This is a genomic window from Saccharothrix sp. DSM 118769 (genome assembly GCF_052936295.1).
In genome coordinates, this window is record NZ_CP193627.1 from 9,542,912 (window position 1) to 9,557,553 (window position 14,642).

Below are 14,642 nucleotides of genomic sequence, written 5' to 3' on the forward strand. Positions count from 1 at the left end.
GTTCGCCCGGTCGGGGTCGTTCGGTCCGGGTCGTTCGGTCCGGGTCGTTCAGTCGCGGTCGGTGACGCGGTCGTAGACCAGGTTCAGCACCCAGCCGACCAGGGCCACGATGATCGCGCCGAAGAACGCGGGCCAGAAGCCGCTCACCTCGAACGGCAGGCGCAGCTCCCCCGCCAGCCACCCGGTGAGCCAGAACAGCAGGGCGTTCACGACCAGGCCGAACAGGCCGAGCGTGACCACGTAGAACAGGCAGCCGAAGAACTTCACCAGCGGCTTGACCACCGCGTTGACCAGGCCGAACAGCAGTGCCACGCCGATCAGCGTGACGATCTTGACGGGCGTCGGCGCGCCCGCGTCCAGGTCGATGCCCGGGATGACCGTGGCGACCCAGACCGCCACCGCCGTCAGCAGCACGTGCACGAGAATGCCCATGCTGCCGCAGGTTAGCGGTGGCGGTCGGCCGAACGGGTCAGGCGCGACGGCGGCGGCGCGCCGCCAGGAGGGCCAGCGAACCGCCGCCCACCAGCAGGGCACCGGCCACGAGGAGCGCGAACGGCGCGGCGCCCGTGCCCGCCAACCCGCCGCCGGGACCGGTCTGCGCCACCGCGGCGGCCGTGGTGGTCGTCGTGGGCGCCACCGGGTCGGTCGGGTTCGCCGGCGCGGTCGTGGTCGGTTCGGCGGGCGGGGTCGTGGTGGTGCGCTCCACGACCTCGATCGGCAGGAACGCGTGGTTGTCCTTGCTGTCCGGGTCGGGCAGGGACCGCCGCGAGATGAGGTCGACGAACAGGTGCAGCTGCTCGACCTCCAGGTCGGTCACCCGGTACCGCAACCGGAACTCACTGGTGGTGTTCGGCTCGACCGGGGCGGCCATCACGAACTCGCCCGCGCCCGCGTCGACCAGGTTGTCGCTCAGCGAGAGCAGCTCGCCCGGGTCCTTGAACATGAAGACCGACGTCTGGTCCTGCACGGCGCCCGAGGTCACCGACACGACGAACTCCACCTCGTCGCCGACCTGGTAGACGTCCTTCGCGGGCTCCAGCCGCGCCGCGCCCACCGACCAGTCGCTGTCCGGCCGCACGTACCGGACGTCGACGCGCGTCGTCGTGCCGGGGTCGACGTGGAACGCCTTGCGGTAGGTGGCCGGGTCCACGTCGCGCTCGGTCAGCACGGGGGCCAGCTCGAAGAACGGGCGCTGCTCGGGCGCGAGGAGCAGGTGCTCGCCGAACGGCAGGTCGTGGAACACCAGCACGTTGTCCGCGCCGCGCACCGGCGCGGGCCGGTCCACGCGGTCGAAGATCAGCCTGATGGGCTCGCCGCCCTCGACCTCGCGCTCCCACGTCTGGCGGGTGCCGTCCTGGTCGGCGTCGATGAACGTGGAGACCTCGACGGTGCCGCCGCGGATGCCGAAGTCGAGCGTGCGGCTGCCGGACCCGAAGAACTGGGCGTCGGTGGTCGCCTCGTAGCGGTCGGTGTTGGGGTTGTAGATCGCGAGCTTGACGTCGGGCAGGCCCTCGACCCGGTAGCGGCCGTTCGCGTCGGTGCCGTACTCGCCGATGAACGCCTTGGTGTCGTGCTCGAAGACGCGGACCGCGCGGCCGTTGGACAGGGGCTGCTCGCCCTCGTCGAACCGGCCGTTCGCGTCCCGGTCGAACCACACCAGGCCCTCGATGGTGACGGTGCCCCCCTGGCCCTGGGCGATGCCGCCCGTCGTCGTCACCGCGGCCGCCGCCACGAGCACGGCCGCGACGCGGCCGATCAGGTTTCGCACCCGGAATCCCCCTGAAGATCGAATCTCTCACCTCGTCGTCGCAAAGCGAGCACTGATCGTTTCGAGACCTGTGTCACAGCGCTGCGGATCAGCGCCCGCGGGCATAGCGTCGTGGCATGCCCGAGGAGTCCTCACCCAAGACCGGCGGCGGGGAGAGCACGCTCACCGTGCTGCTCGCCCTGGCGGTGAACCTGGCCATCGCGATCATGAAGGCCGTGGCCGGCGTGATCACCGGCTCGGCGGCGATGATGTCGGAGGCCGCGCACTCGGTGGCCGACACGTTCACCGAGGCCCTGCTGCTCACCGCGCTGCGCCGCTCCGAGCGCCCGGCCGACCGCAGGCACCCGTTCGGGTACGGCAAGGAGCGGTACTTCTGGTCGCTGCTCGCCGCCGTGTCGATCTTCGTGTCGGGCGCGGTGTTCGCGTTCTACGAGGGGTTCCGGACCGTGTTCGGCGCGCCGGAGGAGCAGGGCAGCCCGGTCGTCGGGTACGTGGTGCTGGCCATCGCGTTCGCGCTGGAGTCCGTGTCGTGGGCGCAGGCCGTGCGGCAGGTGCGGCGGCAGTCCCGCGAGGAGGGGCGCACGGTGTGGGCGTTCCTGCGGGTGTCGGACGACCCGACCGTGAAGACGGTGTTCCTGGAGGACTCGGCGGCCCTGGTCGGCCTGCTGCTCGCGTTCGGCGGGATCGGCCTGCACCACCTCACCGGGTCGTCGGTGTGGGACGGCGTGGCGTCGCTGCTGATCGGCGCGCTGCTCGCGGTGGTCGCCTACACCCTCGCCTCCACCAACCGCGGCCTGCTCATCGGGCGGCAGGCCGACCCGCACCTGGTGCGCGCGGCGTGGGCGTACCTGCGCGACGTGCCCGAGGTCGAGCAGGTCGTGGACCTGCTCACGATGGCCGTCGGCACGGACCGCGTGCTGCTGTGCGCGCGGCTGGACTTCGACGACTCCCTGACCGCCGCCGAGCTGGAGCGGGCGTGCGTGCGCATCGACGCCTCGCTGCGCGAGCTGCACCCCGAGCTGGACGAGGTGTTCCTCGAACCCGTGCCGCGCACCGACCCCGACCTGCGGGCGCGCGTGCTGGCCAGGTACGGCGACCTGCGGCTCTAGCGCTCCGTCGACGAGCGGTGGAAGTTCAGGTAGGCGCGCGACGGCGTCGGTCCGCGCTGCCCCTGGTAGCGCGACCCGGCCTGCTGCGAGCCGTACGGGAACTCGGCCGAGCTGCTGAGCCGGAACAGGCACAGCTGGCCGATCTTCATGCCCGGCCACAGCGTGATCGGCAGGTTGGCGACGTTCGACAGCTCCAGCGTGATGTGGCCGGAGAAGCCGGGGTCGATGAACCCCGCCGTGGAGTGCGTCAGCAGGCCCAGGCGGCCGAGGGACGACTTGCCCTCCAACCGGCCGGCCAGGTCGTCGGGCAGGGTGACCAGCTCGAACGTGGAGCCGAGCACGAACTCGCCGGGGTGCAGCACGAACGGCTCGTCGTCGACGGGCTCGACGAGCGAGGTCAGGTCGTCCTGCTGCACCGAGGGGTCGATGTGCGTGTACCGCGTGTTGTTGAAGACGCGGAAGAACCGGTCCAGTCGGACGTCGATGCTGGACGGCTGCACCATGACGTCGTCGAACGGCTCCAGGACGAGACGTCCGGAGTCGACTTCCTTGCGCAGGTCGCGGTCGCTCAACAGCACGGGCACAGCCTAGGTGGGGGGAGAGGCGGTACGACCCGCCGGGGGTGTCCGTGTATGATCGAGCACGCACGGCAGGCGGGTGTAGTTCATTGGTAGAACGACAGCTTCCCAAGCTGTAGAGGCGGGTTCGATTCCCGTCACCCGCTCAGTGAGTCGAAGGCCCGGGTCGTTGACCCGGGCCTTCGCCGTGTGCAGGGTCTACCCCGTGACGACGGCTCCCTACGTGCGCTTCCAGGGAACGCGGCGCCATGAGCGCGGCTTCTTCCCCGGTGTCTTCATGCTGGTCAACCGCCTGGCGCGGGACGGGGTGCTGACCGCCGAGCAGGAGTTGTTCAGGCGGGTCAACAACGAGTGGTTCGACGGGGCCTACACGACGCCGTCGCACGTCGACCCGACCGTGTACGACCGGGACGTCAACCCCGGCGCGGTGGCCTGGTTCAAGGTCGACGCGGCCCGGCACCTGGTGGCGCGGGTCGACGGGTACCTGGAGATCCTGACCGCGCACGGGATCGGGTGGGAGCGGGTCGAGTCCGCCGATCCCGGTCGGGTCGTCTACGAGGACGAGCACCAGGTGGTGGTCGTGCCGCGCGGTTAGCGCAGCCAGGTCGTCCACTCCGGCAGGGACGCCAGGGACGTGCGCAGGTCCGCCAGCAGGCGGAGGGCGTGCGGTCCGGCCGCGGCGCGTTCGGCGGGGGTCACGGGGCGGTGGCCGAGGGCCCGCCACAGCATCCACGCGGCGCCGCCCAGGCAGGTCCCGAGGTGACCGGCGAACGACGCGGTGGTCGCCGGGGGACGCCTGCCGCCCGCCGACTCGTACGCCTCGACGACGGTGGTGAAGGCGGCGCGGTCGGTCAGGCCGGCGAACGCCAGCGCCGACCGGGTCAGCTCCCACTCCGCGTGGTCCTCGCCCGCGCCGTCCCAGTCGACCAGGAGGGGGCCGGCGGCGGTGTGCAGGACGTTGTCCGGCTTCACGTCGCCGTGCGTGCGGACCGGGGTGAGGTCGGCCGGGTCGTGCGAGCCGATCAGCGCGACGGCCTCGGCGATGTCGGGCAGGTGGCCGCGGACGGCGTCGGTGAGCGGGCCGGGGGACTCGTCGAGCCAGGTCAGCCACTCGTCGACCGGGTGCGGTCGCCACCCGGGCGTCCCGCCGGCTGGCAGCGCGTGCAGGGCGGCCAGCGTCGCGCCCACCCAGGGGAGCACGGGTGACGGCGGCACCGGGTCGTGCCACTCGTGGACCAGCCAGCTGTGCCCGTCGACGTCGGCGAGCAGCGGTTCGGCCTCGACGAGCGGCCGGACGGGGCGCGGCATGGGCAGGCCGCGGTCCAGGGCGTCGCGCTGGACGGCGGCGGACACGCGGTAGGCGTCGGTCCACCAGGACTCGCGGGAGCGGTTCAGGCGCTTGGCGGCCCACGTGCCGCGGGACGTGCGCAGCCGCCACACCAGGTGCGACGCGCCGCCGGTCACCGGGACGTGGTCGAGCACCTCGCCGAGGTCGAACGCCCGCGCCACCGCTTCCACGACGGGCACGCTAGCGCGGGTCGGGGGCGGGTCAGGAACCGTTTTCGGTGGACCGCCACACCGCCCGGTACCGCTCCTGGTCGCGTTCGGCCCGCGCCCGCCGCACCCCGGCCGCCGCGCCGCGCGGGTAGCCGTACTTCGTCAGCCGGTGGTCGGTGCTCTCGATGGCGTACGACACGCCGAAGTAGACGCCCACGATCAGGCCGAGCGACCCGCACGCGACGGCCAGCGGCAGCGGGGAGCCCAGGCCGAGGACCAGGGCGAGGGTGATCAGGATGGTGAGCGGCAGGACCTGGAGGAACATCCGCACGCCGAACCACAGCAGCCACGTCGGCTTGGTCGCCTGGTGGAACACCCACTCGCGGTACCGCTGGGGCAGCCGGCCGCCGACCAGGTACCAGGCGGCCAGGTACCACGGGGGCTTCACCGGCGCCCCGACGCGCCGATGACGCGCGTCAGCACGCCGTGCAGGTCGCGCAGCTCGTCGAGGGACATGCCGAGCTTCGCCACGATCGCGGGCGGGATCTCCAGTGCCCGCTCGCGCAGCGCCGCGCCCTCCGGGGTCAGCGCCACGGCCAGCAGCCGCTCGTCGGCGGCGTCCCGCGACCGGGTCACGTAGCCGATCGCCTCCAGCCGCTTGAGCAGCGGGGACAGCGTGGCGGGTTCGAGCGCCAGCATCCTGCTCAGCTCCTTCACGGACAGGGGAGCCCGCCCCCACAGGGCGAGCATCACCAGGTACTGCGGGTGGGTCAGGTTCATCGGGTCGAGCAGCGGGCGGTAGAGCGCGACCACGTTGCGCGACGCGATGGACAGCGCGAAGCAGACCTGGCGCTCCAGGTCCAGCGGGTCCTCTACGTTTTGTGCACTAATCATTAGTGCCCATACTACCTCGGCCGGACGGGTCCGCTCACCTGGCGTCCAGTTCGGCCCACCCGCCGCCGAGCGCGAGCAGCGCCCGCACCGACGCGGCGTGCTCGGCCACGCCGGCCAGGTCGCTGTGCAGCAGGGCCGCCCGGTCCGCGTCGACCGGGACGTGGTCGTCGCGCCACAGGTCCACGGGCAGGCTCACCACGAACACCACGGAGTCGAGGAGCCGGAGCACGGCCGCCCGCGGGTCGCCCGGGTAGCCGGCGCGGATGTCGGCGCACGCGGCGATCAGGTCGGCGAGGTCCCGCACGGCCGCCGCCGGCGTGCCGTCCCACTCCGGCGACGGCCAGACGCGCGTGTTCAACGCCATCCACAGCCGCCACCCGGCGTGCGACTCGGCCTCGTCCCGCGGCTGCCAGGCACCCATCCCCCCACTGTGCGGGTGCGCGGCGGCACCCGCACCGCGGGGGGCGGTACTCACTGCGGAACTGCGGACCCGGTCGGACGACACCCCGGTCGGGGGGGCGGTCCGGCCGGACGACGCCCGGTCGGACGACACCCCGGTCGGGTGCCGGCCCGGTCAGGTGCGGACGGTCTCCCGCTCGTCGTCCGAGTCGGACTGCAGCGAGTCGACGAGCGCCGCCCGGTCCTCCGACGGCTCCGGCTTGATCACCAGGCCGATGACGAGGTACAGCACCAGCGACACGAGCAGCGGCCAGGACACGATCACCGCCTGCGTGACGAACTCGACCTTGTTCAGCTGGAGCACGTACAGCACGGCCCACGTCCCCAGGCCGCCGATGGTCGAGCTCATCGCGGCGGTCGGGCCGACCTTCTTGAACCACGGCAGCAGGCCGAGCATCAGCGGGATCGCGATCGGGCCCATCGTGGCCGCCACCAGGGCGATCACCACCTTCAGCACGAAGCCCTTGGTGTCGGCGGTGAGCGCGATCGTCATGCTCAGCCCGATGAACAGGAACGTGGTGACCCGGGCCAGCTGGAGCTGGGCCGCCTCACCGAGCCTGGCCGCGCCCTTCCACAGCCGGGGCAGGATGTCCCGGGTGATGACGGCCGAGATCACGTTGGCGTCCGAGGACACCATCGCCATGGTGTGCGAGAAGAAGCCCGCCAGGACCAGGCCGACCATGCCCGCGGGGAGCATCTCCTTGCCCATCTCCACGTACGCCTGCTCGGCGTTGGCCTCCATGCCGGGCACGATCAGCGGCGCCGCCCACATCGGGAAGAACAGGATGAGCGGCCAGACCAGCCACAGGGCGCTGGACAGCAGCGCGGAGCGCTTGGCGGCGGCCCCCGTCGGCGCGGCCATGTAGCGCTGCGCCAGGTTCCACATGCCGCCGTTGTACTCCAGCGTCTTGATCAGGAACAGCGCCATGAAGAAGATCAGCGTGTACTGGCCCGACAGCGGGTCGGAGTGCGACTCGGGCAGCTCGTCCCAGATCTCCCACATGAAGCTGATGCCGCCGAAGTGCGACGCGACCGCGATGAACATGGCGATGCCCGCGAGGCCCTGGATGATGAACTGGCCGAAGTCGGTGAGCGCGTCGGCCCACAGGCCGCCCAGCACCGAGTAGACCATCGTGACCGCGCCGACCAGCGCGATGCCGAGCCAGATCGGCACGCCCGCGAAGCCCTGGAGCAGCAGCGCCACCGCGACCCACTTGGCGGCGATGTCGACGACCTTCAGCGCCGCGCCGGCCCACGCCATGACCTGCTGCGTCGGCACGTTGTAGCGGCGGGCCAGGTACTCCAGCGGCGATTTCACGCCGTGCTTGGAGCGCAGCCGGTTCCAGGCGCCGGCCCAGAGGAACGCGCCGATCCCGACGCCCAGGCCGATCGTGAGCGCCCACCAGATGTAGACGGTGAGCCCGAGGCGGTACGCCTCGGCCGCGAAGGCCACGAACATGACCGCGCTGTAACCGGACATGTGGTGCGAGATGCCGGAGAGCCACCACGGCATCCGTCCGCCCGCGGTGAAGAAGTCCGCGATGTTCTTGATCCGGCCACGTGACCAGTAGCCGATGGCCACCATCACGAAGAAGTACCCACCGACGACGACCCAGTCGAGGGTGCCCATGAGACCTCCACGAGTGCTCGGCCCACGGGGTGGCAGCGCGGAACTGCGGGCGGCGGTGCGCGACGCCCCACATGGGTGTGTGACGTACGTCTTACGAGGGTGTTGCCCCGTGCGGAAGGTCGCGGGAGGTCATTGAGTCACATTCGTGACTCTTGTTCATATACGTGACCGGATCGGACGCAAAGTTTTTTCACGGAAACCGCGTCATGCGCGGCGCGCGAAGGTGTCGCATGGGCATGCGAACCGGTGTCAACGCACGTCCGCCCGTGACGGGCGGTGATCGGCGTGCCGCGGGACCGGGGATCGCCCTGGTCGACCCCGTGCCGCTCTACCGCGAAGGGGTGGCGGCGGTGGTCCGGCGCACGCCCGGCCTCCAGTGGCTCGGCGCGACCGGCCACCCGCAGGCCGTCGTGCGGCTGCACGAGCGGCTGCGGCCCGACGTGCTGCTGATCGACTCGGTCCTCGACCCGCAGGGGCACCTGGCGACCCTGCTGGCGGCCAACGACCCGGAGCTCGTGGTCGTCTCGCTGGTGCGCGAGCCGCACCGGACGGCGAAGTACGTGCGGTCCGCCCTGTCCGCGGGCGTGCGCGGCCTCGTGCCCAGGGCGGGCGAGATCGGCGAGGTGCTGCACGCGATCGTGCGCGCCCACACCGATCGCGTCTACCTGGACCCGACCCTCGCCCCGCTGGCGGCGGGCTTCACGCCGACCGCCGAGGCCGGGTCGCGCCGGGCCCTGTCGCGCCGGGAGTACGAGGTGCTCCAGCTCATCGCGGACGGCCTGGAGAACCAGGCGGTCGCGGGCGAGCTGTACGTGTCCGTGGAGACCGTGCGCACGCACGTGAAGAACATCCTTCGCAAGCTGCGCGCCCGCGACCGCACCCACGCCGTGTCCCTGGCCTACCAGGCGGGGCTGCTGACGAGCGGCACGAGCAGCAACGCGGTCGGCTGAGGGTCCGGAGGGGGTCAGGGGTCCGGACGGGGTCCCGGGGCCAGGAGGGCCCCGAAAGGGGCTGGAACGGGAACAGGGGCCCCCGCGGAGGGGACCCCTGCTCGTGTGGTTCAGGTCAGAACGACGCCTCGTCCACGTCCATCAGCGAGTTGTCGGTCGCCTCGGCGATCTTGCGGCGCGCGGTCAGCTCGGGCAGCACGTTCTTCGCGAAGAACGACGCCACGGCGACCTTGCCCTCGTAGAACGCCTTGTCGCGGGCCGACGGGGTGCCGCCCAGCTTCTCCAGCGCCACCTCGGCCTGGCGCAGCAGCAGCCAGCCCACGAGCACGTCGCCCGCGGTCATCAGCAGGCGGACGGTGTTCTGGCCGACCTTGTAGAGGTTGCGCACGTCCTCCTGCGAGCCGGTCAGGAAGCCGACCAGCGCGCCGAGCATGCCCTGGAGGTCCTCCAGGCCCTGCTTGAGCAGCGCGCGCTCCTCCTTCAGGCGGCCGTTGCCGCCCTCGTTGTCGAGGAACCCCTGGATCTCGCCGTTGATGAAGCCCAGCGCCTGGCCCTTGTCGCGGATGATCTTCCGGAAGAAGAAGTCCAGCGACTGGATGGCCGTGGTGCCCTCGTACAGCGAGTCGATCTTCGAGTCCCGGATGTACTGCTCGATCGGGTACTCCTGGAGGAAGCCGGAGCCGCCGAGCGTCTGGAGCGACTGCGCGAGCTGCTCGTAGGCGCGCTCCGAGCCGACGCCCTTGACGATCGGCAGCAGCAGGTCGTTGACCTTCTCGGCCAGCTCCTTGTCGGCGCCGCCCAGGGCGATCTTGTCCTGCTGGGTCGCGGTGTACAGGTACACCGCGCGCAGGCCCTCGGCGTACGCCTTCTGGAGCATGAGGCTGCGGCGCACGTCGGGGTGGTTGGTGATGGTGACGCGCGGCGCGGTCTTGTCCGTCATGCGGGTCAGGTCGGCGCTCTGCACGCGCTCCTTGGCGTAGGCCAGGGCGTTGAGGTAGCCAGTGGACAGCGTGCCGATGGCCTTGGTGCCGACCATCATGCGGGCGTACTCGATGACCTGGAACATCTGCGCGATGCCGTCGTGCACCTCGCCGAGCAGCCAGCCCCGGGCGGGCACGCCGTGCTGGCCGAACGTCAGCTCGCACGTGGTGGAGACCTTGAGGCCCATCTTGTGCTCGACGTTGGTGACGAAGGCGCCGTTGCGCTCGCCGGTCGACTCGCCGGTCCGCGAGTCGAAGTGCCACTTGGGCACGAGGAACAGCGACAGGCCCTTGGTGCCGGGCCTGGGCTCGATGCCGGGGCCCTCGGGCCGCGCCAGCACGAGGTGCATGATGTTCTCGGTCATGTCCTGGTCGCCGGACGTGATGAACCGCTTCACGCCGTCGAGGTGCCAGGTGCCGTCCTCCTGGAGCACGGCCTTGGTGCGGCCCGCGCCCACGTCGGAGCCGGCGTCGGGCTCGGTCAGCACCATGGTGGCGCCCCAGCCGCGCTCGATCATGATCTCGGCCCAGCGCTTCTGCTCCTCGGTGCCGTTGCGGTGCACGACGGAGGCGAAGTTGGGGCCGGCCAGGTACATGTAGATGGCGGGGTTGGCGCCGAGGATCAGCTCGGAGGCCGCCCACTGCACCGACGGCGGGATGCCGAAGCCGCCCAGCTCATCGGGCAGGGACAGGCGGTACCACTCGCCGTCCCACACGGCCTTGAACGACTTCTTGAAGGACTCGGGCAGCGTCGCCGAGTGCGTCTTCGGGTCGAAGACCGGGGGGTTGCGGTCGGCGTCGGCGAAGGAGTCCGCCAGCGGGCCGACCGCCAGGTTGTTGAGCTCGGCAAGCACGCCGCGCGCGGTGTCCTCGTCGGACTGCTCGAACGGCCCCGTGCCGAGGTGGTCCTGCACGTTGAAGACCTCGAAGAGGTTGAACTCGAGGTCCCGGACGTTGCTCTTGTAGTGACCCATCTCGTCGTCCACTCCATGCTGGTCGGGGCGGTCCCCTACTGACCGGTAACAACAGGGTATTACCTGTCAGTAACCCCGGCAAGGGCGGCTCGCCCGGTTGTGGTGAACCAGACGCGGCGGAACGGGACGAGGGCGGCACCCGGGTGGGTGCCGCCCTCGCGGGGACGCGGAACGCGGTCAGCCCTTGTGGGCCTTGGCCGCGGCGAAGCAGTAGACGCCGAACCCCAGGAAGCCCAGGGCGATGACGGCGAGCAGGAAGACGCCGTACGGCTGGGCGGCCAGCGAGTGCAGCGCCTTGTCCAGCCCGCCGGACTGCGACGGGTCGGCGCTCAGCGCGGCCAGGCCGACCAGGACGCCGATCAGCGCGTAGGCGATGCCCTTGCCGATCCAGCCGATGCGGCCGGTGCGCTCGACCCACTTCCGGCTGCCCGCGGGCAGCTCGGACATGTCCAGGTCGCGCTCGAACGACTTCTTCACGCCCTTGCGGACCACCATCGCGCCCAGGACGATGATCGCCACCGCCGCGATGCCCACGATGACCTGCCCGAACGGCAGCGCGAGGAACTTCGCGGTCCACTCCTGGGACTTCTCGGTGGAGCTGCTCTGGGACGTGCCGGTCGCGTAGTTGACCGCCGCGACGCCGATGGCGACGGCGGTGATGGCGCGTCCCACCGAACCGAACCGGTGGTAGACCCGCTTGCGCTTCTCGGTCTCCCACCCGTACCCGGAGACGGCCATGGTGATCTGCCAGATCGCGAAGGCGAACAGGCCGATCGCCAGCACCCACAGCAGGAACGGCCCGAAGCCGGTCTCCGCGACGAGGGCCACCGCGCCCTTCTGGTCGGTGCGCTCACCGGAGTCACCGAGCACCACCTGCGCCGTCAACGCCGCCAACAGGACGTGGACGACCCCGTAGCAGACCATCCCCGCGCGTCCGAGGACCTGCACGGCGGGATGTCTTCGCACCTCTGAAGCAGTGGTAGCCACGACCGGGTGACTACCCAATCGTGGCTACCGGCGAAACCCCGAGGTCGCCCCGGGTGTCACCCCTCGCAGATGATCTTGAACTGCGGGTCGTACCGGACGGTCCGCGACTCGCTGCGCGACTGGCCGGTGCGGCGGTCGGTGATCGTGCGGGTGTCGGTCACCGAGAAGCCGGGCGAGCCGTTGCTCGGCGTGCACGGCTTGGTGGTGACCTTCTTCTCCTGCGGCGGGGTCGGGTTGAAGTCCCCGCTGGTGGAGCCGGTCACGTCGTAGTTCTTGGTGCCCCACAGCACGATCTTGATCGTCGACGGCGTCCAGATCGTCTGGATCGCCACGCCCGTCTCGTCCGGGTTGGTGAACTTGATGTCGATCAGGCTGTTGCCGGCGTTGTCCATGAACACGGTGGCCTCGCGCCCCTTGGGGTAGCGCGTGATCCAGTAGCTGTGCTCCTTGTGGCCCGCGTCCTTCATGCCCGCGTTGTAGTACGCGTTGTAGAGGGTCGTGGCGAACTGCGAGATGCCGCCGCCGACCGCGCGGCCGGGGATGCCGTTCTCGATGATGCCCGCCTCGACGTAGCCCTGCGCCGTGCCGCGCGGACCGGTGTAGCCGTTGAGGCTGAACGTCTCGCCCGGCTTCACGATCGCGCCGTTGACCTTCTCGGCCACCACGCGGATGTTCACGCCCGAGTCGGCCGCGAAGCCACCGGTCTGGAACTCGCCGATGACCTCCTTGATGCCCATCTTGTTCGCCTGCTCGGTCGTGACCTTCGCGGGCGTGTGCTTGTACTCCGCCTTGATCGCGCGGTCGTTGTCGCGCTTCACCACGTCCATGAAGGTGGCCAGGGACTTCTCCCAGTCGATGCCGAGGCCGTCCACCGACTCCTTCACGGTGGGCCGGCCGCCCTCGAACACGATCTCGGCGTCCTTGCCCTCCTTCTCGGTCTCCTTGAGCTGGGGACCGGCGTGCTCGACGACCTTGTTGTTGTCCACCTTGGCGTTCAGGCCGCCGTCGTCGGCGGGCTCGAACACCAGCACGGTGCCGAGCTGCTCGGGCGTGAGCGTCGCGTCCTTGCCCTCGCCCTTGATGATCACGGGCGCGGACACGGCGGGCTTGGCGACCTCGTTCAGCGCCTTCTCGACGCCCTCCTTGGTCGTCTTCACCGGGGTGGTGGCCACCGGCAGCTCGACCGTGCCGCCGTCGGCCCAGGAGGCGAGCAGCGCGCCGGACGCGCCGGGCACGTCCAGCTTCTGCCCCTGCCGAGGCTCGACCGCGACCGGGTTCGCGCCCTCGAAGCGGATCGTGCCCTCGGCCGGGTCGTGGTCGGTGGTGGGGCGCAGGCCCTCCAGCGCGGCGGCGAGCTTCGCGTCGTCGCTCTTGGTGGCGAAGCCGACCTCGTGCGAGGTGAAGAACGACGTGACGCGGGTGATCGGGGACAGCGGCTGGCTGCCCGCCTGGTCGAGCGTCTTCGCCCAGTCCAGCTCCAGGCCGGCGGACTCCGGGTCGATCTCGGCCGTCACGTCGCCGGCGCGGGCCTTCACCGGCGCGGCCAGGCGGGGGCCGATCTCGCCGCGCAGCTTCTGCTCGGCCTCGGCGTGGCTCAGGCCGCCGACGTCCACGCCCGCCACGGTCACGCCGCGCGGCACGTTGCCGGAGGAGACGAAGATGTCCAGCCCGTAGAGGACGACCAGCACGCCGATCGCGGCGGCGGCGATGAGGCCGGTCTTGCGCAGGCGCTTGCGCTTGGCGTCGGCCTCGTCGGCCTCGGCGCGCTCGTCGACCATGACCGGGCCGTACACGCCGGAGTCGGTCGGCTCGGGCGCGGTGACCGGGGTGGCGAAGACGGTGGTCTGCTCCGACGGCGACGGCTGCCGGTCGAACCCGCCGGGCGGGGTGTGGGCGCCCCTGGTCCGCTCGGCGGGCGGGGGCGGCGGCGCGGGCATCGCGCGCGTCTGCTCCGCCGGGATCGCCCGGGTCTGGTCGGTCGGGATCGCGCGCGTCTGCTCGGCGGGCGTCACGCGGGCCTGCTCCAGCGGGATCGCCCGGGTCTGCTCGGCCGGCGTCACGCGGGCCTGCTCCGCCGGGATCGCGCGGGTCTGCTCGCCGTTCGGGTTCCGCGCCTGCTCGCCGTTCAGGTCGCGCGTGACCTCGCCGGACAGTGCGCGGGTCACGTCGGCGGACGGCACGCCCCCCGGCGGGGTCGGCACGGCCTTCGGCGGCACGGGCACGCCCCTCGGCGGCGTCATGTTGCGCACCGTCGCCGAGGCGTCGGCGGGCTCGGCGTCCGGCTCCTCCTGGGGCCACGCGGCCTCCTGGACGGCCGAGGCCGGGATGTGCTTGGTGCGCTCGGAAGCGGTGCCCGACGGGCGGACCGGCTCCATCGCCTTGGTCCGCTCGGCGTCGTACTCCGGTCGCTCGTTCTCCGGCACCGCTTCCCCCTCTTGCCTTTCCTCAGGCTCCTGGGACTGATTACCCGACCGCCGTCACGTGATGATCACGTTCGGGCGGTTCACAGGTAAAGACCGGTCCCGTGGTCGGTCCGCTCGGTGGCGGTGGCGTGCACGTCCCGTTCCCGCATCACCAGGTAGGTGTTCCCCTGGACCTCGACCTCGAACTGGTCCTCGGGGTTGAACAGCACCCGGTCGCCGATCTTGACGTGCCGCACGTTCGTGCCCACCCCGAGCACGTCCCCCCACGCCAGGCGCTTCGCCATCTGGGCGGTCGCCGGGATCACGATGCCACCGCTGCTGCGTCGTTCGCCGTCCTCCGGCGAGATCCGCACCATCACGCGGTCGTGCAGCATCTGGATCTCGAGCTTGACA

The 14,642-nt window shown here is 71.2% G+C and carries 15 protein-coding genes and 1 tRNA gene; 4 read left to right on the forward strand and 12 right to left on the reverse strand.

Annotation, left to right across the window (positions count from 1 at the left end):
* Positions 1-48: 48 nt before the first annotated feature.
* On the reverse strand, positions 49-432 hold the full coding sequence (locus ACRAKJ_RS41125) for a phage holin family protein (RefSeq protein WP_438920214.1): 384 nt from the start codon (positions 430-432) through the stop codon (positions 49-51).
* A gap of 37 nt (positions 433-469) precedes the next feature.
* The gene (locus ACRAKJ_RS41130; protein ID WP_438920215.1) at positions 470-1,768 is read right to left on the reverse strand and encodes a hypothetical protein; all 1,299 of its coding nucleotides are present in this window, start codon (positions 1,766-1,768) and stop codon (positions 470-472) included.
* Between the two features lie 116 nt (positions 1,769-1,884).
* Here ACRAKJ_RS41130 and ACRAKJ_RS41135 point away from each other — a divergent pair, with 116 nt between their 5' ends.
* Positions 1,885-2,877, forward strand: a complete 993-nt coding sequence (locus tag ACRAKJ_RS41135; protein WP_438920216.1) for a cation diffusion facilitator family transporter — start codon at positions 1,885-1,887, stop codon at positions 2,875-2,877.
* On the opposite strand, the gene dcd is transcribed toward ACRAKJ_RS41135, so the two are convergent.
* Positions 2,874-3,455: a dCTP deaminase gene (gene dcd, locus ACRAKJ_RS41140; protein ID WP_438920217.1), complete on the reverse strand. Its 582-nt coding sequence runs from the start codon at positions 3,453-3,455 to the stop codon at positions 2,874-2,876. The genes ACRAKJ_RS41135 and dcd overlap by 4 nt on opposite strands.
* 75 nt (positions 3,456-3,530) lie before the next feature.
* Between dcd and ACRAKJ_RS41145 the strand changes: the two genes are divergently transcribed.
* Both ACRAKJ_RS41145 and ACRAKJ_RS41150 read left to right on the forward strand, forming a co-directional pair.
* Positions 3,531-3,601: transfer RNA gene (locus tag ACRAKJ_RS41145), tRNA-Gly, on the forward strand.
* A gap of 59 nt (positions 3,602-3,660) precedes the next feature.
* The gene (locus ACRAKJ_RS41150; RefSeq protein ID WP_438920218.1) at positions 3,661-4,050 is read left to right on the forward strand and encodes a hypothetical protein; all 390 of its coding nucleotides are present in this window, start codon (positions 3,661-3,663) and stop codon (positions 4,048-4,050) included.
* On the opposite strand, the gene ACRAKJ_RS41155 is transcribed toward ACRAKJ_RS41150, so the two are convergent.
* The 5 genes from ACRAKJ_RS41155 to ACRAKJ_RS41175 form a co-directional block, all read right to left on the reverse strand.
* Positions 4,047-4,973, reverse strand: coding sequence for a phosphotransferase (locus ACRAKJ_RS41155; RefSeq protein ID WP_438920219.1), 927 nt, complete (start codon positions 4,971-4,973; stop codon positions 4,047-4,049). The genes ACRAKJ_RS41150 and ACRAKJ_RS41155 overlap by 4 nt on opposite strands.
* 31 nt (positions 4,974-5,004) lie before the next feature.
* The gene (locus ACRAKJ_RS41160) at positions 5,005-5,400 is read right to left on the reverse strand and encodes a DUF5313 family protein (RefSeq protein ID WP_438920220.1); all 396 of its coding nucleotides are present in this window, start codon (positions 5,398-5,400) and stop codon (positions 5,005-5,007) included.
* Positions 5,397-5,846: a MarR family transcriptional regulator gene (locus tag ACRAKJ_RS41165; RefSeq protein ID WP_438920221.1), complete on the reverse strand. Its 450-nt coding sequence runs from the start codon at positions 5,844-5,846 to the stop codon at positions 5,397-5,399. The genes ACRAKJ_RS41160 and ACRAKJ_RS41165 overlap by 4 nt, the downstream gene beginning before the upstream one ends.
* 34 nt (positions 5,847-5,880) lie before the next feature.
* Positions 5,881-6,267 carry a hypothetical protein gene (locus tag ACRAKJ_RS41170; RefSeq protein ID WP_438920222.1) on the reverse strand — a complete coding sequence of 129 codons (387 nt, stop codon included), beginning with the start codon at positions 6,265-6,267 and terminating at the stop codon, positions 5,881-5,883.
* 153 nt (positions 6,268-6,420) lie between these two features.
* On the reverse strand, positions 6,421-7,935 hold the full coding sequence (locus tag ACRAKJ_RS41175) for a sodium:solute symporter family transporter (RefSeq protein ID WP_438920223.1): 1,515 nt from the start codon (positions 7,933-7,935) through the stop codon (positions 6,421-6,423).
* Positions 7,936-8,255: 320 nt separating this feature from the next.
* Between ACRAKJ_RS41175 and ACRAKJ_RS41180 the strand changes: the two genes are divergently transcribed.
* Positions 8,256-8,885 carry a LuxR C-terminal-related transcriptional regulator gene (locus tag ACRAKJ_RS41180; RefSeq protein WP_438920234.1) on the forward strand — a complete coding sequence of 210 codons (630 nt, stop codon included), beginning with the start codon at positions 8,256-8,258 and terminating at the stop codon, positions 8,883-8,885.
* Positions 8,886-9,000: 115 nt separating this feature from the next.
* On the opposite strand, the gene ACRAKJ_RS41185 is transcribed toward ACRAKJ_RS41180, so the two are convergent.
* From ACRAKJ_RS41185 to ACRAKJ_RS41200, 4 genes are all read right to left on the reverse strand, one after another.
* On the reverse strand, positions 9,001-10,839 hold the full coding sequence (locus ACRAKJ_RS41185) for an acyl-CoA dehydrogenase C-terminal domain-containing protein (protein ID WP_438920224.1): 1,839 nt from the start codon (positions 10,837-10,839) through the stop codon (positions 9,001-9,003).
* Between the two features lie 177 nt (positions 10,840-11,016).
* A complete protein-coding gene (locus ACRAKJ_RS41190; protein WP_438920225.1) occupies positions 11,017-11,805 on the reverse strand; it encodes a DUF1206 domain-containing protein in 789 nt (262 codons plus the stop codon).
* 77 nt (positions 11,806-11,882) lie between these two features.
* Positions 11,883-13,604, reverse strand: coding sequence for a VanW family protein (locus ACRAKJ_RS41195; protein WP_438920235.1), 1,722 nt, complete (start codon positions 13,602-13,604; stop codon positions 11,883-11,885).
* A gap of 725 nt (positions 13,605-14,329) precedes the next feature.
* On the reverse strand, positions 14,330-14,623 hold the full coding sequence (locus ACRAKJ_RS41200; protein WP_438920236.1) for a GroES family chaperonin: 294 nt from the start codon (positions 14,621-14,623) through the stop codon (positions 14,330-14,332).
* Positions 14,624-14,642 lie beyond the last annotated feature (19 nt).